Consider the following 21493-nt stretch of genomic DNA (forward strand, 5'->3'; position numbering starts at 1 on the left):
TAAATAACATCCAAAATAATTTTAATACTTTGCAGGTTAATCAGGAATAAATCAATACTGTTTCCTGTCTATCTAAAAACCTATTCTGATCATGAAAAAAATCTATTCAATTTCTGTTGTCTGCCTTATGGTGGCAGCGTTTGTTTCGTGTACCGGTGGAAAAGATATTAAACCTCAGCCTGTACTGGGAACCAGGTCGGTTTCAATAATCGAAAAAAGAGGTCTTAAATTCAAAGATCTTAACAAAAATGGAAATCTCGACAAGTACGAGGACTGGAGATTGACTCCTGAAGAAAGAAGCAAGGATCTCCTGTCAAAAATGTCTGTTGAAGAAAAGGCCGGATTTATGCTTATTAACTCACTAAATATGGTGGGTACCAGGGCAGCTGAAGCATCGGAAGGAAAGCTGAAAGCCAGCGATCTGACAGAAGGCGGCGGCCGTTCACAGGGCGGTGGTGAAGGTGGCTTCGGACAGAACAGGAACAGAGAGGGAGCACCTGCAGGAGAACAGGCAGGACCACCGGCAGGAGGTCGTCAGGGAGCAGCAGGAGGAAATGGTGAACGAATTGCAGCCATGGGTGCCACAGGAGGTGGAACAAAAAAGGTAGTAACAGAATTTCATAACCGCCATTTTATTCTCAGGTCAAATGAAAGCGCCCGCATTACAGCTGAATGGGCAAACAAACTTCAGGAACTCTGCGAAAGCGAGCCTCTGGGGATCCCTGCAATTATTACATCAAATCCGCGAAATAATATAACAACCAATGCATCGCTCGGAACAAGTGTGGGAACAACAGTGTTCTCTTCCTGGCCGGGTGAACTTGGCCTGTCAGCAATGCGCGATCTTCCCCTTACCAGGGAGTTTGCAGATATAGCACGTCAGGAATGGACTGCAGTAGGACTTAGAAAAGGTTATATGTATATGGCTGACCTTGCTACCGAACCAAGATGGTCAAGAGTGAATGGCACCTTCGGCGAAAATGCAGAATGGGTTGCCAATATGATTACCCAGATTGTAAAAGGATTTCAGGGTGATACCCTTGGAACTTCATCAGTGGCACTAACAACAAAACACTTCCCGGGCGGAGGTTCAGGTGATGACGGACAGGATTCACACTTCGACTGGGGTAAAAAAGAAGTCTACCCGGGAGGAATGTTCAAAAACAACCTTATCCCCTTCCAGGCTGCGATAGATGCAGGGACTTCATCAATAATGCCGTACTATTCTCTTCCTTCAGGAACTGAATTTGAAGAAGTTGGATTTGCATTCAACAAAGGTGTAATAACCGACGTCCTCAGAACTCAGATGGGATTCAAAGGAATCATTAATTCAGATACAGGTCCTTTAACGGGAATGGCATGGGGAGTTGAGAACCTTACGAAAGAGGAACGCTACAAGAAAGCAATTGAGGCAGGCGTTAACATTTTTTCAGGCGAATCTGATCCTGCTATGCTGATCCACATTATCGATACCGGGATGGTAGATATCAGTTATATCGACAACTCAGTATTGCTTCTTTTAAAAGAAAAATTTACCCTTGGCCTATTTGAGAATCCATATGTTGATGTTGATAATGCAGAGAAGATTGTCAATAATGACATGTTCAAAGAAAGAGCCGCACTGGCTCAGCGCAAATCGATTGTCCTGCTCAGGAATGAGAAGGATGCACTGCCGGTGAAACCAAAAACAAAAATATATTTTGAGTCGCTTCAGAGAAATGCCAGGGGACCTGTATCAGAAGTCCCGAATGTTTATCTGACAAATGACAACAAATATGATGTTGAATTTGTAGATACACCTGCAAAAGCTGATGCACTCATACTCTGGCTTCAGCCGGTTGGAAATGCACTATTCGGATCCACAGGGGCACCTATCTCCCTATCACTTTCCAAATGCGGAGTTGACGTTCCTTATGTTAATAAATTAACAGCAAAAAAACCGACTGTGCTTGTAATTAATTACACCAATCCCTGGGTAATAAATGAAGTGTATAACGATAAGACAAAAAACATTATAGGGGTGCTTGCTACTTTCGGAACTACATCAGATGCCCTCCTTGATGTTATAACCGGCAAATTTAATCCATCAGGCAAAATGCCATTCTCAACGCCTGTATCAGATGAAGCTGTTACAAATCAGAAGGAAGATGTTCCGGGTTACATGGAAGGAGAAGGTTATGCTCTGTTCAATTATGACGAAGGATTAAGATATATTAAATAATAAAGATATATCAGCCGGATTCAATAATCCTTGAGATTTATAAAGATTTAATGTGAGAGATGGTGAGTGAATCTTCTCTCACATTTTATTTCGTGACCTCCTCAAAATGCACCTGGGCCCAATCTATCATCTGCCCTATTATAGGCATCAGACTTAATCCGAGTTCTGTAAGAGAATACTCAACCCGGGGAGGAATTTCAGCATAAGCTTTACGTTTCACCAGATGATCCTGTTCAAGCTGTTTAAGTGTGCTTGTCAGCATTTTTTGTGAAATGTCGGGGATGGATTTTTTTATTTCTGTATATCTCAGCTTATCATGCGCTTGCAGGTTGCATAAAACCAGTAAAGACCATTTGTCTGCAAACCGGCCTAATACATTTCTTATCGGACATGTCGGAAATTTCAGATCCAGTTCTTTCATAACAATACATTTTATAGTGCAAATATAAATGTTATACTCAAATAGAGAGTAATAATACAATTAAGTTATTACTCTATAAAAGAATCAGTATAAATAATATTAAAATCAGGCTCGTAAAATTCTGATAATCAACATTTCTAACCTATAAGGTTCGTAAGATACCCCTTTGCACATTGCATCTTTCTGTCATAATATTGCCGATAATAACCAAATAAATTACATATATGAGCAATCTAAACAAAGTAAAAGGATGGACAGGTGATAGTGAATATGTTTCACGTACTTCTGCCCAGAGCTACCTGGCTTCCGGTAGTGCTAAAATGAATTCTTCAAGTTGTGGTTCCTCCTGCGGTTCAAAAGATGACAAACCAAAACCATCATCTTGCGGAGCCGGTGATAGTGAGCCAAAACCTTCTGCATGTGGTGCCAGTGATAGTGAGCCAAAACCTTCTGCATGTGGAGCCGGTGACGGTGACAGCAAACCAAAAACTTCATCCTGCGGTTCCTGAAATGGAATATTTCGCTTTTCAGTGGCACATCACAGACAGTTGTGACCAGCGTTGTCAGCATTGCTATATCTTCTCGGAGAACAGGCATACAGAGCTGAAAGAAATGTCATGGGAACAGATTGAATCTGTTTTTAAAAACTGTCTGGATATGTGCAAAAAGACCAATCGGTTACCATATTTCTATATAACTGGTGGCGATCCGATACTGCACAGCCGTTTCTGGGACATAATGGAACTGTTCAGGTCATATAATATTCCTTTCACCATACTTGGAAACCCTTTTCACCTCAACGATGAAGTATGCAAAAAGTTGAAAGATCACGGTTGCGAGAGGTATCAGCTTTCTATTGACGGATTAAGGGAGACTCATGATGCAATGAGAAAAAAAGGTTCCTTCGACATAACAATAGAAAAAATAAAGTGCCTTCATAAAGCAGGGATCAGAAGTGCCATAATGACAACTGTTTCTGGAATCAACGCATCAGAAATGCCTGGTATTATCGACCTGGTTGTTGAAAATAAAGTCAATGTTTTTGCATTTGCCAGGTATGCACCAACCAGCTTTGAAAAAAGCACTCACCTGACACCCGAAAAGTACCGGGAACTGCTCGAAATTTGCTGGCAGAAGTTTGAACAATACAAAGATAGCGGAACAAGTTTCAACCTTAAAGATCATTTGTGGACTCTTTTTTTACATGAGAAGGGACTCTTCAGGATTCCTGAAAACCTTAATGAGGAAGTAGTCTATGAGGGCTGCAACTGTGCTAATTGTCACCTCACAATTCTTCCTAAAGGGGACGTTTATGCATGCCGGCGTTTTGAGAGCAATATCGGTAATGTATTCACTGAAAATTTATATGATATATTCCTCGGCGAAAGAATGGATTCATACAGGGATTACTCAAAGTTTGAGAAATGTTCTCTCTGCGAATTAAAAAGATTCTGCAGGGGCTGTCCTGCTGTAACCTACGGTTATACTGGTGATTTTTACGGTACAGATCCTCAATGCTGGAAAAAGATTGCCAGTTAAAAATACATCAATGTGAAAGCAATCGTTTTATACAGATCGTGTTCGCCAGAAGAACTAAAAATAAGTGAAGTTCCTGTCCCGGAAGTAAAACAGGGATGGGTGCTTATAAAAGTAAAAGCATTCGGACTGAATCGCTCAGAACTCATTATGCGGGCGTATGAAGCCGATGCACCATATATAAAACTGCCCCGTATCCCGGGAATTGAATGTGCCGGGGAAATTGCTGATCCTTCAGACAGTAATTTAATTAAAGGACAGAGGATTGTAGCTTTAATGGGGGGAATGGGCAGGAGCTTCGATGGGAGTTATGCGGAGTACACTCTGGTCCCATTCAGAAATGTATTCAGAATCGAGACAAAGATCGGATGGGAAGAACTGGCAGCCGTTCCTGAGACATATTTTACAGCCTGGGGATCACTGTTTGACAGTCTTCAGCTTAAGTCAGAAGAAATTCTTTTAATTCGGGGAGGGTCAAGTGCTCTTGGACTTGCAGCAATCCAGCTTGCCAAAAGCATTAATGCTAAAGTAGTTGCTACCACAAGGGATAAAAATAAATGTGAGCTTTTGACAGAACAGGGCGCAGACAGCGTATTGATCGATGATGGGAGTCTGAAAGATCAGCTCTTAAGTTTGTATGTGCATGGGGTACATAAAGTACTTGAATTGATCGGTCCGGCAACACTTAAAGAATCAACCGGACTGGTAAGGCATCATGGAATCATATGCTCCACCGGAGTATTGGGGGGAAAAGGATTTTTAAATAATTTTGACCCTATAAAAGATATTCCTTCCGGTGTTTATCTGACTGGCTTTTTCAGTAATTATCCCACGCAGGTTAAAATATATGATATATTAGAACATTTGAACAAACATAAACTCCATCCCGTTATCTCAAAAATATTTTCACTGGATGAGATTGGTCAGGCACATTCATTTATGGAAAATAACGAAGCTAACGGAAAAGTGATTGTCAGAATATAAAACTTAAAAATTATCTGTCGCATGAAAACATTAAAATCATTAATCATTATATTGCTTATGGCATTTGTAATGAGTACTGTTGCTAAAGCACAACAAAATGACATCTATATTAACCCTGATACAGGGAAAGATCAGAACGCAGGGTCAAAGGAACAACCACTGAAAACCCTGAAAGAGGCTGCAAGAAGAGTAAATGAATCCAATGGAACTGGAGCTGTTACAATCTATCTTTCGGAAGGAATTTACGGGCTTACAGCTACTGTGACATTTCATCCGGTGAACTGGCATTTTTCAAAAGATCAGAGACTGACTATAAGGGCAACTCTTTTACCGGACGATGAAAACTGGAATCCGGGAAAGATGCCTGTTATTGTGTCAACCATGCCTCTTGATTTTAAACCTAACGGAAGACAGGATCCAATAGGAGGTGCCTCTTACGGGATCCAGATTGAAACAAGTTATGTTACAATTCGGGGCTTAAGAGTACTTGGTACACCGGTTCATGAACGGCCAAAGGAAGGAATGGTGAGAAGAAATTATCCTATCGTGAGAGAAGGGAGAAATCTTGATGATCTGAGAATTACTCAATGTCTGTTTGTTGGTGATGAACTTGTAATTCCGAATCATCTTGGAGTATTAGCCAGCGGACAGGGAATTGTAGTGGATCATTGTGTATTTTACAAATGCAAGGATGCTGTTGTATTCTGGTTCTCCGACAAACCGGCTGAGCGTTGCGAAATGCACCACAACCTGATGATCGACAACTATGGAGCAGCAGTGTGGTCATGGACTGTAGCTGAGGATTTCAAATACTATAATAATGTGGTCAGCAACAATAATGTCTTCTGGGAAGTAGGGAGGGATGAAAACAGAACTTATACAATAACCAATTCAATTGTTGTTGGATATAACTCCCTGGTAAACAAAGGAGGAGGAGCATTTGGTTATGGAGAACCTACCGATACGAAAAGACTGAAATATGGTAATGATGTAATTATCAAAAAGGAAGGTTCGCTGCAAATAGAAAAAGATCAAACGAAACGTAACTTTCTGCATCTCATACCCGGTACAATGGGTGCTGACATGGGAGCCGGACTATTTATTAAAAACAGCGGTAATTAATGCCGGCACTGGAAAACATTGATAAACTGCTTAATTACCTACTAGGGGAATATCACAGATATGGTAAGTTGATTATCCCATCAGACCTGATTGGAAGAAGGCAACTTATGCGTACCCTTATGAATCTCCGGACAGCTGATCCGATACCAGAAGAACTACTTAAAGCTCAGGACAAGGAATTGCAATCTCAGCTTTTTGAAAAGGGGATAGTCGAAATAAACCAGGTTATTGTATCTCCTATCGACAAAAGGATCGGACTGTGGCAGGGAGATATTACAAGACTTAAAACTGATGCAATAGTAAATGCCGCAAACAGTAAGATGCTTGGATGTTTTGTGCCTTTGCATTCCTGCATAGATAATGCTATACATTCGGCAGCAGGGATTCAGTTAAGACTGGAATGTAATGAATTAATGAAAACTCATGGCTATCCTGAGCCAACCGGATCAGCAAAAATTACATCAGGGTACAATCTTCCGTCAAATTTTGTAATCCACACTGTCGGACCGATTATTGGCAGTAAAGGAGTGACTCAAAAGGAAGAATATCAGCTGGCTGACTGTTATCGGTCATGTCTGAACCTGGCTGATAGAAACAATCTGAAGAGTGTTGCTTTTTGCTGCATCTCCACAGGCGAATACAGGTTCCCGAATCAGCAGGCGGCAGAAATTGCAGTCACGACGGTCCGGGATTACTTTAATTCACACCATGCCACTGGAATTGAAGCTGTTGTTTTTAATGTGTTCAAAGATCCCGATTACTCTATCTACTTTAAACTTTTACAGTGCAAGCAAAAATGAATGAAGGATATAACAGGAGAGTAGAAAAGGCAGCGAAGTCAATTCAAAAAGCAGAAAAGCTTGTGATTGGAGCTGGTTCAGGTCTCTCATCGGCTGCCGGGATAGAGTACGATGGAAAAAGGTTCTCGGAGAACTTTAAACCATTCATTGAAAAATACGGGATGAAGGATCTTTATACCTCCAGCTTTTATCCATTCAGAACCCAGGAAGAAAAATGGGCCTACTGGGCAAAACATATCAGCCTGAATCTGTTTGAAACACCTGTTAAGGACCTATACTTAAGGCTTATGGAGTTAATCTCCTCTAAAGACTACTTTGCTATCACAACAAACGTTGAAGGGCAGTTCAGGAAAGCAGGAGTTGAGGACTCTAGGTTCTTTGAGGTCCAGGGTAACTATGGATACTTCCAGTGTGAGAGGGCCTGCCATGATAAGTTGTATTACAATGAAACGGTTGTAATACAAATGCTTTCAGAGACTATAGATTGCAGGATTCCATCATCTCTCGTTCCAAAATGTCCGGTTTGCGGAGGACATATGGAAGTCAATCTTAGGAAGGATAATTATTTTGTTCAGGACAGTAAATGGTATAAATCACAGGATAACTATAATGAATTTATATCCGGTACGAAAGGTAAATCAACTGTATTTATTGAGCTTGGTGTTGGTTACAATACACCCGGAATAATACGGTACCCTTTTGAAGCCATGGTCCATACTAATCCTGATGCCATTCTTATCAGGCTTAACAGGGATCACTTTGATGGCATGGCAGAAAACATTGATTCGACAGTATCTTTCAATGAGGATATGACGACAGTCGTAAATGATTTAAAATTGCCCTGATCTTAGATTCCTTTAAAAGTTGCAGTCTCCCAGTCTCCCCCTCTCCTCTTCTCCCCGTCCTTCCTCAGTCCTCCATTACCGGATTACTAGTTCAGCGACCGGTATTCATTCGGTGTCTGTCCCGTTTCATTCTTAAACATACGGCTGAAGTGCTGGGGATGCTTAAATCCAAGTTCATAGGCTATCTCACTGATGGATTTACTTGTGTCAAAAACCCTTTCTTTGGCTATTTCTATAAGCTTCAGCTGAATGTGGTCAATGGCACTTTTCCCGGTCTCTTTTTTAATCAGATCACCGAAATAATTCGGAGAAAGATGAAGCTGATCGGCACAATATTTTACTGTTGGCAAACCAATAGTCTGAGTCTTTTCAGATCTGAGATAATCATCAAGCAGGTTTTCAAACCTTACAAGAATATCCTTATTTACATCGCTGCGGGTTATAAACTGCCTGTCGTAGAATCTCATGCAGTAATTGAGAAGTAACTCGATATTATTAACAATCAGCCTTTTACTATGCTTATCGATAGGTTGATTTAATTCATACTCTATCTTGTTCATTACCTCATTTACCAACTGCTTTTCCCGGTCAGATATATGCAATGCTTCATTAGAACTGTAGGAAAAGAATGTATACTCCTTGATACTGCGCACAAGGGAGGTTCCTCTTAACAAATCGGGATGAAAGAACAAACCTCTGCCTTTGGGATGAAAATTCTCCGGATCATTGTCAATGCCAACCACCTGACCTGGTGCCATGAATACAAGTGTTCCTTCCTGGTAATCGTAATAATTACCACCATATTTTATGTCTCCACAAACCGATTCTTTAAGTGCAACACTGTAAGTATCAATATGCACCCTTGCATTTTTGATTGGTTTTGAGTCGGCGAAATCAACAATATTTGCCAGGGGATGAAGCATTTTGTATCCTCTGTGGGTATTGAATTGAGAAAAGTTCTCAATTATCAGTAATTCATCCATTGTAAAGTTATTTTGATACAAATCTACATCAATTTATATAACAGGATACCTCTGAATATCAGAATCAGTAATCGGGGTACAATAAACAGTAATCTGTATAAGTCAACCCCTCAGATTTGCCTCAACTTTGTAAAATGATTTGGAGAGAACCAAACCAGAACATATTTAGTAAATATGACAATGAAACCAAATTTCTTAAAATCTGCCCAGTTAATATTGGCATTAACTATCCTACTGCCGGCTACAGGCCAGAAATCAAAGACCACGAATCCAATTATTATAAGTGAACAGGGCAGTTTCGCCGTTGGAGGGACAGTGGTTACCAATCCCGGAACTTTCGATCAATACAATCAATCTCCGTCAGGACAAACCCTTCACGGTGACCATGCATATGTTTTCTACCAGATTCCCGTTGAAGCACGCAAATATCCGCTGGTAATGTGGCATGGTATCGGACAGTTTTCCAAAACATGGGAGACGACACCTGACGGACGGGAAGGTTATCAGAATATTTTTCTTCGAAGAGGCTTCGGTGTTTATCTTATTGATCAGCCAAGAAGAGGTAATGCCGGCCGCAGCACAGCTGAAGCAAACATTCAGCCAACACCTGACGAGCAGGGGTGGTTTGGTACTTTTCGTATAGGCATCTGGCCAGACTATTTTGAAGGCGTTCAGTTTGCCCGTGACCCAGAGACACTGAATCAGTATTTTCGTCAGATGGTGCCCAACATCGGTCCAATTGATATTAGTGTCAATGCAGAGGCCGTATCGGCACTATTCAATAAGATCGGTCCGGCTATTCTTGTAACACATTCCCATTCAGGCGGCATGGGCTGGGCAACAGTAATCAAAAATCAAAATATAAAAGCAATTGTTTCTTACGAACCGGGAAGCGGCTTTATTTTTCCTGAAGGTGAAGTTCCTGCTCCTATCCCGATGGCAGGAGGAACCCTGGCCGCCTTGGGAGTGCCATTAACAGACTTTATGAAGCTTACAAAAATACCTATCATTGTTTACTATGGTGATTTCATTCCCAAAAAACCAATGAATAATACCGGACAGGACGGATGGCGGGCCCGACTTGAAATGGCCAGATTATGGAGAGATGCAGTTAACAAACATGGCGGCGATGTAACAGTGGTTCATCTGCCTGAAATCGGGGTAAAAGGCAATACCCATTTCCCGTTTTCAGATTTAAACAATGTTGAGATAGCTGACTTAATGTCTGCCTGGTTAAAGAAAAAAGGATTGGACTAGATACCTCAAAATACTTATTCAGTTATGTAACTAATTAATAATTATCAATATGAAGAGAGCAATAGTTGGTTTAGCTATAATAATAAGCTTTACGTTGCAGGCGCAACAGAAAGCTGAAACAACAGCTCCGACAGGATCACCAACTGTGAGCACAGCTTACGGAACAGTAAGAGGTGTAAAAGAAGGCGATGTGGAAAGCTTTAAAGGCATTCCTTATGCAGCCCCTCCGGTAGGAGAATTCCGCTGGCGTCCGCCGCAACCTGTGGAGCCATGGCAGGGAGTGCGTGATGCGACCAAATATGGACCAAATTGTGCCCAGGCAGGTTTTCCCAGGGGTGCCGGAACAATTGCTGAGGGCTCGTCGGAAGATTGCCTGTTTCTTAATATCTGGAGACCGTCTGGTGCCAAACAGGGCGCAAAACTGCCGGTTATGTTCTGGATCCATGGAGGTGCATTTGTGGGAGGCAACGGCTCTGGACTTTCAGGTGCAACATTTACCAGTAAAGGAGTTATCCTTATATCCATAAACTATCGTCTGGGACGTCTCGGTCATTTTGCATTCCCTGCACTTAGCAGGGAGCATCCCGAGGAACCCAAGGGCAGTTACGCATTTATGGATCAGATAGCGGCCCTCAGATGGGTACAGCAAAACATCGCAGCATTCGGGGGAGATCCTAAAAATGTAACAATCTTCGGTTTCTCAGCAGGTGGTGTTTCAATACATTCACTCTTAACAATTCCTGATGCAAAAGGACTTTTCCATAAGGCTATCAGCCATTCCGGCGGTGGCCGCGACGGTGTTTTGATTGGCAGACCTATCAGCAAAGAAAATGCATCTCCATACTACCCTGTTTCAGCTGAAACGATCGGAATAAACTTTGCCCGTAAACATGGCATCGAGGGTACAGATGCCGCTGCACTGGCCAAACTTCGTGCACTGAAAGTTGAAGAGATTGTTGACGGCGGACAGGAAAATGACGGACAAGGTGGTCCGCGGATCTATTCAGGACCTATACTCGACGGCAAATTTGTTACAGAGACTTCCGAAAGTGCATATAAGGCTGGCAGACAGGCACATGTTCCTCTGATGATCGGGTGTAACAGTGCTGAAATAGGGGGACCATTTGTTAATGCAAGCAGTTCAAAAGAAGAACTGTTTTCACTTTTCGGACAACTAAAAGACGAGGCAAAAGCTGCCTATGATCCAGATGGCAAAAAAGAATTCGCTGAGGTACAAACAAAGTTTAATACTGACAAGGTATGGGCAGAGCCTGCCCGCTTTACAGCAAGTGCTTTTGCCGACAGGGGCGATAAGGCTTACATTTTTCTATTCTCTTACGTACCTGCTGCCATGAAGGAAAGGATGCGGTTTGGCCCCGGACATGGAACCGACGTCTCATATGTGTTTGAAAATCTCAGAGCTCCGCAGGGGGCAACCGTGCCACCGGAGGATAAGGAGGTCGCCAGGATTATGAACGCCTATTGGGTAAACTTCGCAAAGACCGGCAATCCTAATGCTGAAGGTCTGCCTAAATGGCCTGTTTACACTCCCAAAACGAACATGATCCTTGATATCCAGTCTGATGGCAAACCTGTAGGCAAAACTGATCCCAGGAAAGCCAGACTTGACGTTATTGAAAAGGCAGTGAAAATGGGAGATAAACTTCAACCAAATGGTATTTAACCCGTATGCATGTTGCACAATTTAAAAGAATATGACGGTTAACGTAAAATATAATACCAGGTACAGAATGATTGTCATTCTGTATCTGTTCAGTTTATCCTGGATTTTATCAGCCCAGAACTCAGACAGCACAACTGCCAAAACATATAATTTTGGTGGAGCAGTTACTATTCAAAGTAAAGGGATCTCTACAATCCCGAATCTGACTCTGGGAAAGCCTGCAGCTGTATTTGACATGAAAATGGGAAGAAAACTGACTTTTGAACCCCAGTTTAGATATTCCCTTGAAGGAAAACCATGGGCAATGGTTTTCTGGTTGAGATATTACGGATCTATCGGTGATAAGTTTAAAGTGACATTTCATGCAAATCACTCATTATCTTATAAGTCCATCATTTCTTATACATCCACCGGAACTTCACAGGAAATTATAAGAACAACAAGGTATCTGGCAGGTGCAATAGCTCCTAACTATCAAATCAATAAATATCTGGGGGCTGGAATGTATCTTTTCTATACACGTGGTATAGAAAAATTTATAACCAGAAACACTTACATGTTCTCTATCAGACCAAGTATTTCAAACATCCCTGTTGCAAAGAATACTATTGCCAGGATTGGTCCGGAAATATACTACCTGAAAATGGATGACAAGGATGGAGTGTATTTAAACGGAACATTCTCAATAAGTAAGAAGAACTTTCCGCTTTCTGTCTCGGCATTGATAAATAAACCCCTGAAATCAAATATCCCGGCTGAATATGATCTCCTTTGGAATGTTGGTCTGATTTATACTTTTAATAAAACATTCAGTGAAATACATAATAATTTTTAAACTATAACTATGAAAAAATTCAACCTGATCTTCACCGCAGTAGTATTATTCGCCTGCATTTCAAATCTTTTCGCTCAGGACTGGCCTCAGTTCCTTGGTCCTGATAGAAACAGCACATCACCCCAGAAGGGAATATTGCGCACCTGGCCTGCGACAGGACCAGAAGTCCTCTGGACAGCCAGTATTGGAGTCGGCTATGGTGGTCCGGTTATTAAAGATGGCAAAGCCTATTTATTAGACAGGGATGACAAAACAGGAGATATTATGCGTTGTTTTGATATGAAAACCGGGAAAGAGATCTGGAAGTTTGCATATGAAGCTCCGATGTCTGTTGAATTCCCCGGCTCAAGAAGTGTCCCGGCAGTAGATGATAAATATGTTTATTCCTGCGGCCATAACGGAGATTTATATTGCTTTGATATTAAAACTTACAAACCAGTCTGGATTAAAAATGTGTGGACTGACTTTGGCGGTCAGCCAGCAAGTAAATCTGAGGGTGGATTCAGTGGTTTGCAGGGCGGAGGCAAATTCCCTGTATGGGCAATTGCCCAGTGCCCATTAATCTACGGCAATATGTTGATTATAGCATCGCAGGCTCCTGAAGCAGGAGTAGTTGCATATAATAAACTTACAGGTGATGTAATCTGGAAAACAGCTAATCTTGGTGCAGTCGGATTCGTTAGTCCTTCAATTGCAAAGATCAACGGCGAAGATCAGGTTGTTATGATTACAGCATCAAGTGGTCGTGGTGCCACTGCGACACCGAGCAATGTTGTTGGTATTAATCCGAAAAACGGAGCAGTACTGTGGACTTATTCAAACTGGAGTTGCTGGATTCCTTCATCGAGTGCATTTGATGCAGGTAAAAACAGGATCCTGATTGTTGGCGGATACAACGCTGGTGCTGCAATGATACAGATTGAGAAAACAGGCGACAAATTCAATGTAAAGGAACTCTATAAGACTGCAGAATTTGGTGAGCACACAAAACCACCCATTTTCCACAATGGTTACTTTTATGCTCAGTTTACAAACAATGAACGTAAGGATGGCCTTGTTTGTATGAGTGAAGATGGTAAGATTATGTGGAAAACGATGCGTGAACCACTTTTCGATAAGGGCAGCATGATCCTTGCCGACGGAGTTATTCTTGCTACAGACGGCATTAGAAGCCTCTATGTGATAGAACCATCACCTGAAGGATTCAAGCCTCTCGCAACAGCAGAGGTTCTGAAACCGGCAGAAACTACAGGCACAGATCAGACAGCTGCCCCTTCAAGAACGGGTGGCGCAGCTCAGAACTGGGCACCTCTGGCACTCTCAAACGGTATGCTACTTGTAAGGGACAAGAGCAGGCTGATGTGTGTAAAAGTTGCTCAGTGATTTCCTGAAAAGGAACCCAATGTTTAAGAACTATAATAAAAGCCTCGATTTATCGGGGCTTTTCTAATTTACCAAATTCCGGTAAGCTAATTTCAGAGGATATTCTTTCCATAATTGCTAATATTGTAAAAATCTTCAATTTCTTTAATTGTTATTTTTTATACCGATAGTAGTAACATGAAACATAAAGTCCTGAGAAAACAGCACATTTCAAAAATGTGTTTTGTCTGCGGTGAGAGAAATGATTTCGGGCTTCATGCCAGGTTCTTCGAAACCGATGCAAATGAACTTGTTGCTTTTATCAATCCCTCCGAACAGCACCAGGGTTATCCGGGACGCATGCACGGAGGAATAGCTGCCACAATCCTCGATGAAACAATTGCAAGATCTATCTGCAACGGAAAAGAGGAACAGCTATGGGGTGTGACACTCGAACTTAAAACGAGATACAGGAAGCCTATCCCGCTTGGCCAGGAACTGAAAATAGTGGGACGCGTCACAAGTGAAGGAACCCGTTCTTTTGAAGGTACAGGAGAAATTGTTCTCCCGAACGGCGACATAGCTGTTTCTGCTGAAGGGAAATATATGAAGGTGCCTATCGACAGGATCACCAGCGATCAGTTTACAGATGATCAGTGGTTTATAAAAGAGAGTTCTGATGATCCTTCAGAAATTGAGATTCCGTAAATTCTATACTTTTTTATGCTTTAAAATTTGATTATCATGAAGAAGAACTGTTTTGGGACACTCATACTCATTGCGACATTGCTGCTTCCAACTATCAATTCTCAGTCACAGCAACAACAAAACCCTGTAATCTTTGCCGATGTCCCCGATATTTCAATTGTTCGTGTCGGAGATTCCTATTATATGAGCAGCACAACAATGCACATGGCACCCGGTGTGCCTATAATGAAATCAAAAGATCTCATCAACTGGAAAATAATAAATTATGCCTATAATGTTCTCGACACTGTTGATGCATTGACCCTCAGCAACGGCAGAAACGCCTACGGAAAAGGGTCGTGGGCCAGCTGTATCCGTTATCACAACGGTACTTTTTATGTTTCAACTTTTGCCCAGACAACGGGGAAGACATATATTTATTCAACGCAGGATATTGAAAAAGGTCCATGGAAAGAATCTTCTTTCAGTCCGAGTTTTCATGATAACACACTGTTCTTCGATGATGACGGACGTGTATACCTGATCTTTGGTAATAAAAAGCTTACTCTTGTTGAGCTTAACGCTGATTTATCAGGAGTAAAACCCGGAGGAACAAATCAGGTTATAATAGAAAACTCAAGTTTACCATCAGGAAAAGACAGTGGACTTGGAGAAGGATCGCAGTTATTCAAGGTTAACGGCAAGTATATTCTCTTTAATATAACATGGCCCAGAGGCGGAATGAGAACCGTTGTCATTCACCGTGCCGACAAAATAACCGGTCCATGGGAAGGGAAACTTGCTTTTCAGGATCTTGGTGTTGCCCAGGGGGGGCTTGTTGACACACCTGATGGCAGGTGGTTTGCGTATCTTTTCCGCGATTATGGCTCAGTGGGACGTATCCCTTATATTATTCCGCTGAAATGGGAAGATGGATGGCCTGTAATCGGGGTAGACGGGAAAGTGCCTGATACACTTGATCTTCCTGCAAACAATGGTTTGATCCCGGGCATTGTTGCATCTGATGAATTCAACCGTAAAAAAGGAGATCTGTCACTTCCCCTTGTCTGGCAGTGGAACCATAATCCTGACAATAGTCTGTGGTCAGTAAACAAGCGCAAGGGTTATCTCCGGCTTACAACTGGCCGGATTGATACAATCCTAGTTAATGCAAGAAACACACTTACACAGCGTACATTCGGACCTCAGTGTTCCGGTTCAACCTGTATGGATGTATCTAATATGAAGGAGGGTGATGTCGCCGGACTTACCCTTCTTCAGAAAAAATTCGGGATTGTGGGTGTTAAATATTCAAATGGAACAAAATCAATAGTGATGATCAATGCCCAGACCGGTAAGCCTGTTGAAGCGGAAGTTGTTCCTCTGTTACAGAAGACCATTTACCTGAAAGCGGAATGCGATTTCAGGAATAAGACCGATATAGCCCATTTCTTCTACAGCCTCGATGGTAAAACATGGAAGCCGATAGGAACAGCCCTGAAAATGGAATATTCTATGCCTCACTTTATGGGCTATCGTTTTGGTCTGTTCAACTACGCTACAAAAACCCCGGGCGGTTCAGTGGATTTCGATTGGTTCAGAATAAATTAAGTTAGAGCCGAAAAAATCCCTATACTAAAAGAAAAGAAATATTTCTTTTATAATTTTGATACCAGCCTGATATTTAATATTTAATAATGAGTACTTCTTTTAGTTACAGGACTATCCCAAAATCGCGGATTGCAACATTTGATACTTTTTCGATTGGCCTTCAAAAACATCATGTTAGTGCTCTGCTCGAATTCGATGTTACAGATAGCAGAAAGAAACTAAAAGAACTAAGAAGAAGTGGCATTAATGTGTCCTTTAACGGATGGTTAATTAAGGCAATTAGCAGCGTATTACAGAAATATCCCGAAGCATCAGCATTCCTTTACAACAAAAGAAAGCTTATAATCTTTAATGATATTAATATTTCAATACTGGTAGAAAAAAAGATAGGTGACAGAAGAGTGCCAATTCCTCTTGTTCTGGAAAAAACAAATAACAAGAGTGCCGCAGATATTACATTAGAAATTGAAAACGCAAAAAATCAGGAATTATCTGATAACGACATAGTTTTAACTAAGAAATCAACTCTGGCTGAAGACCTATATTACTTTTTGCCTGGTTTTCTCAGAAGGAGTATTTGGAAAACCATACTTCGAAACCCAAAGTTTGCGTACAGAAAAATGGGGAATGTTGCTATTACTTCAGTTGGAATGATGGGAGAGATAAAAGGCTGGTTTATTCATAAATCAGTTCATCCTCTGTCGTTTGGAATAGGTTCCGTTTTAAAAAAGCCTGTCGTAACCGGCAACGAAATTAAAATCAGAGAAATTCTGAATATGACTATTTTAGCTGACCACGATGTAATTGATGGCGCTCCCATGGTTCGATTCTTAAATGATTTAAAAAAATGTATCGAAGTGGGAGAGTTATAGGTCGAAAATAAAAATTCACAAATAGCAGCATCCCGGTTTTATTTACGTCTATTATCAAAAATCAACGAAAAAATAGATTTATATGAAACTAAAAGTACTTGTGGGTAACGGAAGAAAAATCGGACTTCTTACCCTCCCCTTTTTAACAATTGGTCTGATCCTGAATATTCTGTATCCCTCCTATTTTACCGTTGGCGGTCCGTCAGCAACTTTATCAATTATCTCAATTATTATTTTGTTTCCTGGAATAATCAACTGGGCATGGTCAGTCTTTTTAATAGTTACCAAAATACCCCGCAAAGAGCTAATAACAACAGGACCATATTCTTTAGTAAAACATCCGTTATATGCAGGCGTAGCACTGCTTGTACTCCCGTGGGCAGGCATACTCTGTAATAGCTGGTTAGGTATACCTATAGGAATAATAGTATATATTGGTTCGAGATTATTTTCACCTGAAGAAGAGCAAATCCTGTCGAAGATCTTTGGTAAAGAATGGGATGAATATACCCAGACTGTAAAAATTCCATGGTTGTAATTCAAGCCATGTAACATGGTTCAAAGCTTAAATTGATTTCTCTCATTAATAAACAATTCTATTAAATTTAATAGTATGACAGACAAGTCGAAACAACTATCAGCATCGGTAAAACTTATAAACGATAAGCTTAATTTTTCAGGCATAGTAGAAGGGAATAGCCCGATTTCTATCGATTATATTCCTCCATTAGGAGATAATCTGGGATATACCTCACTCGAACTTTTATTATTGAGTTTATCAAGTTGCGTGGGAAGTGCGATGTTGCTTTTCCTTAGAAGGATGCAGAAAACAATTTCAGGATTTGAAATTACTGCAAATGGTGTAAGGAACGAAGGCCATCCTACAGGATTTAAGAGTATCTTAATGAATATTCATATAAAATCCCCGGATGTTAATGAAGCTGATTTGAAGAAGGTTATTGAGCTGGCTGAAGACAAATATTGTCCGGTTTGGGCAATGATAAAAGGTAATGTAATAATTGATTTTGAATATGAAATAATACAGGGATAATGTATGGAAAATCCATATAATTCTTTACTGGATGTTTCAGGGACAATGCTTATAACTCTTAATGCAAGAGCTCGTGAAACTTTGAGCAGGAATCCAATTATCATTGATACGAAGGCGGTAGAAATGATAAATATGATCAAGAAGGAAATTATTGGCTCACATGATCCGGTTCATAAAAAAATTCTGAATAACAAATACAACTCACTTCTGGCTGCATCAATGGCTCTTAGAAGCAGACGTTTTGACAAATACACCTTAGATTTTTTATCTAAGTATCCCGAAGGTACAGTTATAAATATCGGATGCGGATTGGATACAAGGTTTGAACGGATAGATAACGGTAAGCTAAGATGGTTCGATATTGATTTCCCAGAAGTAATAAAGTTACGGCGTCGATTTATGAAGGAAAATTCACGACGTGTTTTTATTGAAGGCTCAATCCTGAATCCGGAATGGTCCCGAATTGTAAAAACCGGTGGTCCTTATCTTATTCTCGCTGAAGGTGTTTTTATGTACCTGAAAGAGAATGATATAAAAACACTACTGTCAATTATCAATCATGAATTGACAGGTGCTGAACTTGTATGTGAGGTAACAAATCGATACTGGGTTGATAAAATGAAAAGCCGTTATATGCAATGGAAATTTAAACGGCAGTTGGGTATGCAGGGTGGTGCAATTTTTACATTTGGTATACCAACAAGTCGCTATTTTGAAGAATGGTCTGAAGATTATCACTTTATTGATGAATGGACATATTTTGACGACAGGGAGAAAAAGCTTGGTCTGATTAACCTGTTTTCCAGGTTCGAGATGGTTCGTAAGGTGCAATATACTGTCCATTATAAGATAGGTGACAGATGAGATTAGATAAGCTAAACTTAATACAGATTTTGAGATTTTCTGCCCTTACATAATTGAGAATTGAACTGAATTTACAAATGATGCTATCCTCAGGTTTTTTGAATCAATAAGCTGAAATATAAAATATTATCAATAGCTTCGTTATGTGATATCCCAATACCTATCTAAAAATTAACTTCTTATGGAAAACTCAGTCGATCCAAAAACAGAAGACAAAAAAGTTCCCCAAAAACAAACCGGCAATTTAAAAAAGAAAGTTAAAGACTACTTTTTCGATTTCTTCATGCTCTTTCTGGCAGTTACTTTAGGTTTTTTTGTAAACAATCTAAGTGAGGATCAGTCTGAAAGGAAAAGAGAAAAGCAGTACATGGAGAGTCTGATAAATGATCTGGTCTCTGACACCATTCAGATTCGGGAAGTTAATTCAAGTATCAAAAAGCAAATCACCGGGATTGACTCATTATTGCTGGTACTTGAAAATCCAAATAGAGAAACTTTTATAAATGACTTCTACTTTTTCGCGATAAAATATTTAAACTCCGCAACGTTCTTCACAATTTCAGACAGGACTATTAGTCAGCTAAAATCAACAGGAGGACTAAGACTTATCCGTAATATTGCCATATCTGACAGTATCGTGAATTACTATAGCTCATCAGATAATGTTAAATATAACACCGGGTTTTGTTTGGACGAGTTCAATAAGATCCTGAATTATGAAAAAGAAATTATGAATTTTAAATATCTCAGAGCTTATCCAATCGATTCAATTCAGAATCAGAAAAATGTAGAATTACTTATAAATGACCCCGTAAAGATTAACCAGTTTTATAATCAGGTAATATACTATCTTAGTTCATTGATAAACTATAATATTTTAATTACTGACCTAAATAAAGAAGCAGTTTCCTTAATGAATTTGGTTAAGGAGAATTATAATCTTTAGGATGCAACCTGAATCGTGCTTTGAGAAGGATACTTTTTTACTTTTACAGTTAACTGCCAGTTGTAAATTCTCTACAATACGATAAACTTTTATAAGTCAGAATTGTTTGTGTAAAAAGAGAACTTCAAGATGTATCTCTCTTCAATGACATTTAATAACTTATACAACTAGCTATGAAACGAATATTATTCTCTCTGACTCTATTACTGGCAGTTGCCATTCTTTCAGGTTACAAACCCGACGGGAAGAAAGAACCTTCAAAGAAAACTGCAAACGAAAGAACACTTGCCACAAAACCAAAAATTTTGCTTATGCTAAATAATGGAACAGGCAAATCTGCATGGTCACCTGCTTTATGGTGGAACTATGAACATGCAAAACCAGGGCAGATCGGCTGCTAAACGAAGTATAAAAATTTAAAAACAATATCATGAGAATCGAAAAATCCATAAGAATAAACAGGAATTCCGGATTGGTTTTTGAATATCTTAAAATGACAAAAAATCAGGACAATTTCAGTGTTTGGAATATGGCTGATCCCAATATGAAAAAAAGTCATAAAGGAACTGATGGGACAGTTGGTTTTCTCTACAGCTGGGACAGTACAATGAAGAATGTAGGTGCAGGGGAACAGGAAATCACAGCCATTAAGGAAGGGAAGTCTATTGAATGTGCAATCAGGTTTTCCCGTCCGATGCAAAATACCGGTAAAACAAAATTTGAGATCACAAACCAGGGCGATAATGAATCAACTGTTACGTGGATATTTGACAGTCCCTCTAAATTTCCAATGTCTCTGTTCTCACCGATCTTTAAGAAAATGCTGGGAAAAGATCTTGAAAAAGGTCTCATTAACCTGAAGAATATTCTGGAAAAATAAGAGATAATTTTTTCGGCTCCGGCGCCAAATGGAATATTATAATCTGGTCAATATCAGAATACTAATCCGGTCAGCCAGCCCCATATCACATACCGCAGAAATTTACCAGCCAGCATAGATATTGCAGTTATAAAGATATTGGTTCGTAACAGGCCAAGTCCCACAGCAATAACATCACCTACAGCCGGAAGCCAGCAAAAGAATGCGAAGATTGCACCCCGTTTATAAAGCAGGTTGTGCCATTTTTCAATCCTTTCGCGTTTTATCCTCAGGTATTTTTCAATCCACTGCCATTTACCCAGATAACCAATACCAAAACTGCTCATTCCTCCCAGCCAGTTTCCGGCAGAAGCCACCAGGACAGCCGTATAAGCATCTGTTCCGCTAATGATAAGGTAAGAGAGTAAGGCTTCAGAACTGAAAGGCACAACAGTTGCTGCCAGAAAACTGGCCAGGAATAATCCCCAGAGGCTGTAATCAAATAATCCTTCCAATGATTTTTGAATATTTATGTTGCTAACTTAAATAAAAT

23 protein-coding genes are annotated in these 21493 nt (G+C 40.3%); 20 read left to right on the forward strand and 3 right to left on the reverse strand.

Annotated elements, in window-relative coordinates:
* Nucleotides 1-127: 127 nt before the first annotated feature.
* Complete coding sequence (locus tag IPJ16_16780) at nucleotides 128-2221, forward strand: glycoside hydrolase family 3 C-terminal domain-containing protein (GenBank protein ID MBK7628821.1); 2094 nt, start codon at nucleotides 128-130, stop codon at nucleotides 2219-2221.
* Between the two features lie 85 nt (nucleotides 2222-2306).
* On the opposite strand, the gene IPJ16_16785 is transcribed toward IPJ16_16780, so the two are convergent.
* Nucleotides 2307-2642 (reverse strand): helix-turn-helix transcriptional regulator, encoded by a 336-nt coding sequence (locus tag IPJ16_16785; GenBank protein ID MBK7628822.1) that lies wholly within the window; start codon nucleotides 2640-2642, stop codon nucleotides 2307-2309.
* Between the two features lie 320 nt (nucleotides 2643-2962).
* Here IPJ16_16785 and IPJ16_16790 point away from each other — a divergent pair, with 320 nt between their 5' ends.
* Genes IPJ16_16790 through IPJ16_16815 form a run of 6 tightly spaced genes read left to right on the forward strand, consistent with a single transcriptional unit; the run spans nucleotide 2963 to nucleotide 7929 of the window.
* Entirely contained in the window at nucleotides 2963-3151 is a 189-nt protein-coding gene (locus IPJ16_16790) for a hypothetical protein (protein MBK7628823.1), read from the forward strand.
* A 1-nt stretch (nucleotide 3152) separates the two neighbouring features.
* Nucleotides 3153-4181, forward strand: coding sequence for a radical SAM/SPASM domain protein, ACGX system (acgM, locus tag IPJ16_16795; GenBank protein ID MBK7628824.1), 1029 nt, complete (start codon nucleotides 3153-3155; stop codon nucleotides 4179-4181).
* Between the two features lie 12 nt (nucleotides 4182-4193).
* The gene (locus IPJ16_16800) at nucleotides 4194-5162 is read left to right on the forward strand and encodes a zinc-binding dehydrogenase (GenBank protein MBK7628825.1); all 969 of its coding nucleotides are present in this window, start codon (nucleotides 4194-4196) and stop codon (nucleotides 5160-5162) included.
* 21 nt (nucleotides 5163-5183) lie between these two features.
* Nucleotides 5184-6284, forward strand: coding sequence for a hypothetical protein (locus IPJ16_16805; GenBank protein MBK7628826.1), 1101 nt, complete (start codon nucleotides 5184-5186; stop codon nucleotides 6282-6284).
* Nucleotides 6284-7084, forward strand: a complete 801-nt coding sequence (locus tag IPJ16_16810) for a protein-ADP-ribose hydrolase (protein ID MBK7628827.1) — start codon at nucleotides 6284-6286, stop codon at nucleotides 7082-7084. Before IPJ16_16805 ends, IPJ16_16810 begins: the two co-directional genes overlap by 1 nt.
* A complete protein-coding gene (locus IPJ16_16815; protein MBK7628828.1) occupies nucleotides 7081-7929 on the forward strand; it encodes a Sir2 silent information regulator family NAD-dependent deacetylase in 849 nt (282 codons plus the stop codon). The genes IPJ16_16810 and IPJ16_16815 overlap by 4 nt, the downstream gene beginning before the upstream one ends.
* An 86-nt stretch (nucleotides 7930-8015) precedes the next feature.
* Here IPJ16_16815 and IPJ16_16820 read toward each other — a convergent pair whose 3' ends face one another.
* Nucleotides 8016-8912 (reverse strand): AraC family transcriptional regulator, encoded by an 897-nt coding sequence (locus IPJ16_16820; protein ID MBK7628829.1) that lies wholly within the window; start codon nucleotides 8910-8912, stop codon nucleotides 8016-8018.
* 180 nt (nucleotides 8913-9092) lie between these two features.
* Here IPJ16_16820 and IPJ16_16825 point away from each other — a divergent pair, with 180 nt between their 5' ends.
* From IPJ16_16825 to IPJ16_16885, 13 genes are all read left to right on the forward strand, one after another.
* Nucleotides 9093-10169 carry an alpha/beta fold hydrolase gene (locus IPJ16_16825; protein MBK7628830.1) on the forward strand — a complete coding sequence of 359 codons (1077 nt, stop codon included), beginning with the start codon at nucleotides 9093-9095 and terminating at the stop codon, nucleotides 10167-10169.
* Nucleotides 10170-10218: 49 nt separating this feature from the next.
* Nucleotides 10219-11853, forward strand: coding sequence for a carboxylesterase family protein (locus tag IPJ16_16830; protein ID MBK7628831.1), 1635 nt, complete (start codon nucleotides 10219-10221; stop codon nucleotides 11851-11853).
* A gap of 31 nt (nucleotides 11854-11884) precedes the next feature.
* The gene (locus IPJ16_16835) at nucleotides 11885-12688 is read left to right on the forward strand and encodes a hypothetical protein (GenBank protein MBK7628832.1); all 804 of its coding nucleotides are present in this window, start codon (nucleotides 11885-11887) and stop codon (nucleotides 12686-12688) included.
* Between the two features lie 9 nt (nucleotides 12689-12697).
* Nucleotides 12698-14071, forward strand: a complete 1374-nt coding sequence (locus IPJ16_16840; protein MBK7628833.1) for a PQQ-binding-like beta-propeller repeat protein — start codon at nucleotides 12698-12700, stop codon at nucleotides 14069-14071.
* Nucleotides 14072-14248: 177 nt separating this feature from the next.
* Nucleotides 14249-14758, forward strand: coding sequence for a PaaI family thioesterase (locus IPJ16_16845; protein ID MBK7628834.1), 510 nt, complete (start codon nucleotides 14249-14251; stop codon nucleotides 14756-14758).
* Nucleotides 14759-14794: 36 nt separating this feature from the next.
* Nucleotides 14795-16348 (forward strand): glycoside hydrolase 43 family protein, encoded by a 1554-nt coding sequence (locus IPJ16_16850; GenBank protein MBK7628835.1) that lies wholly within the window; start codon nucleotides 14795-14797, stop codon nucleotides 16346-16348.
* A gap of 86 nt (nucleotides 16349-16434) precedes the next feature.
* Nucleotides 16435-17220 (forward strand): 2-oxo acid dehydrogenase subunit E2, encoded by a 786-nt coding sequence (locus IPJ16_16855; protein ID MBK7628836.1) that lies wholly within the window; start codon nucleotides 16435-16437, stop codon nucleotides 17218-17220.
* Nucleotides 17221-17302: 82 nt separating this feature from the next.
* Nucleotides 17303-17758 (forward strand): isoprenylcysteine carboxylmethyltransferase family protein, encoded by a 456-nt coding sequence (locus tag IPJ16_16860; GenBank protein MBK7628837.1) that lies wholly within the window; start codon nucleotides 17303-17305, stop codon nucleotides 17756-17758.
* A gap of 75 nt (nucleotides 17759-17833) precedes the next feature.
* A complete protein-coding gene (locus IPJ16_16865) occupies nucleotides 17834-18271 on the forward strand; it encodes an OsmC family protein (protein MBK7628838.1) in 438 nt (145 codons plus the stop codon).
* A 3-nt stretch (nucleotides 18272-18274) separates the two neighbouring features.
* Entirely contained in the window at nucleotides 18275-19135 is an 861-nt protein-coding gene (locus IPJ16_16870) for a class I SAM-dependent methyltransferase (protein MBK7628839.1), read from the forward strand.
* Nucleotides 19136-19316: 181 nt separating this feature from the next.
* Nucleotides 19317-20081, forward strand: coding sequence for a hypothetical protein (locus tag IPJ16_16875; GenBank protein ID MBK7628840.1), 765 nt, complete (start codon nucleotides 19317-19319; stop codon nucleotides 20079-20081).
* 173 nt (nucleotides 20082-20254) lie between these two features.
* Nucleotides 20255-20482, forward strand: a complete 228-nt coding sequence (locus tag IPJ16_16880; protein ID MBK7628841.1) for a hypothetical protein — start codon at nucleotides 20255-20257, stop codon at nucleotides 20480-20482.
* Nucleotides 20483-20511: 29 nt separating this feature from the next.
* Complete coding sequence (locus IPJ16_16885; GenBank protein MBK7628842.1) at nucleotides 20512-20961, forward strand: SRPBCC family protein; 450 nt, start codon at nucleotides 20512-20514, stop codon at nucleotides 20959-20961.
* Between the two features lie 53 nt (nucleotides 20962-21014).
* Here IPJ16_16885 and IPJ16_16890 read toward each other — a convergent pair whose 3' ends face one another.
* Nucleotides 21015-21455: a DedA family protein gene (locus tag IPJ16_16890; protein ID MBK7628843.1), complete on the reverse strand. Its 441-nt coding sequence runs from the start codon at nucleotides 21453-21455 to the stop codon at nucleotides 21015-21017.
* Nucleotides 21456-21493: the final 38 nt, after the last annotated feature.

It is taken from the genome of Bacteroidales bacterium (assembly GCA_016709865.1).
In the GTDB taxonomy this organism is placed as follows: domain Bacteria; phylum Bacteroidota; class Bacteroidia; order Bacteroidales; family VadinHA17; genus LD21.

Excerpts from the sequence above, each read along its gene's own strand:
- IPJ16_16815 (MBK7628828.1), top strand. The coding sequence starts at position 7,081 with ATGAATGAAGGATATAACAGGAGAGTAGAAAAGGCAGCGAAGTCAATT.
- IPJ16_16835 (MBK7628832.1), top strand. The coding sequence starts at position 11,885 with ATGACGGTTAACGTAAAATATAATACCAGGTACAGAATGATTGTCATT.
- IPJ16_16855 (MBK7628836.1), top strand. The coding sequence starts at position 16,435 with ATGAGTACTTCTTTTAGTTACAGGACTATCCCAAAATCGCGGATTGCA.
- IPJ16_16790 (MBK7628823.1), top strand. The coding sequence starts at position 2,963 with ATGAATTCTTCAAGTTGTGGTTCCTCCTGCGGTTCAAAAGATGACAAA.
- IPJ16_16785 (MBK7628822.1), bottom strand. The coding sequence starts at position 2,642 with ATGAAAGAACTGGATCTGAAATTTCCGACATGTCCGATAAGAAATGTA.
- IPJ16_16845 (MBK7628834.1), top strand. The coding sequence starts at position 14,249 with ATGAAACATAAAGTCCTGAGAAAACAGCACATTTCAAAAATGTGTTTT.
- IPJ16_16865 (MBK7628838.1), top strand. The coding sequence starts at position 17,834 with ATGACAGACAAGTCGAAACAACTATCAGCATCGGTAAAACTTATAAAC.
- IPJ16_16810 (MBK7628827.1), top strand. The coding sequence starts at position 6,284 with ATGCCGGCACTGGAAAACATTGATAAACTGCTTAATTACCTACTAGGG.
- IPJ16_16850 (MBK7628835.1), top strand. The coding sequence starts at position 14,795 with ATGAAGAAGAACTGTTTTGGGACACTCATACTCATTGCGACATTGCTG.
- IPJ16_16860 (MBK7628837.1), top strand. The coding sequence starts at position 17,303 with ATGAAACTAAAAGTACTTGTGGGTAACGGAAGAAAAATCGGACTTCTT.
- acgM (MBK7628824.1), top strand. The coding sequence starts at position 3,153 with ATGGAATATTTCGCTTTTCAGTGGCACATCACAGACAGTTGTGACCAG.
- IPJ16_16830 (MBK7628831.1), top strand. The coding sequence starts at position 10,219 with ATGAAGAGAGCAATAGTTGGTTTAGCTATAATAATAAGCTTTACGTTG.
- IPJ16_16825 (MBK7628830.1), top strand. The coding sequence starts at position 9,093 with ATGAAACCAAATTTCTTAAAATCTGCCCAGTTAATATTGGCATTAACT.
- IPJ16_16880 (MBK7628841.1), top strand. The coding sequence starts at position 20,255 with ATGAAACGAATATTATTCTCTCTGACTCTATTACTGGCAGTTGCCATT.
- IPJ16_16870 (MBK7628839.1), top strand. The coding sequence starts at position 18,275 with ATGGAAAATCCATATAATTCTTTACTGGATGTTTCAGGGACAATGCTT.
- IPJ16_16840 (MBK7628833.1), top strand. The coding sequence starts at position 12,698 with ATGAAAAAATTCAACCTGATCTTCACCGCAGTAGTATTATTCGCCTGC.
- IPJ16_16875 (MBK7628840.1), top strand. The coding sequence starts at position 19,317 with ATGGAAAACTCAGTCGATCCAAAAACAGAAGACAAAAAAGTTCCCCAA.
- IPJ16_16820 (MBK7628829.1), bottom strand. The coding sequence starts at position 8,912 with ATGGATGAATTACTGATAATTGAGAACTTTTCTCAATTCAATACCCAC.
- IPJ16_16805 (MBK7628826.1), top strand. The coding sequence starts at position 5,184 with ATGAAAACATTAAAATCATTAATCATTATATTGCTTATGGCATTTGTA.
- IPJ16_16885 (MBK7628842.1), top strand. The coding sequence starts at position 20,512 with ATGAGAATCGAAAAATCCATAAGAATAAACAGGAATTCCGGATTGGTT.
- IPJ16_16780 (MBK7628821.1), top strand. The coding sequence starts at position 128 with ATGGTGGCAGCGTTTGTTTCGTGTACCGGTGGAAAAGATATTAAACCT.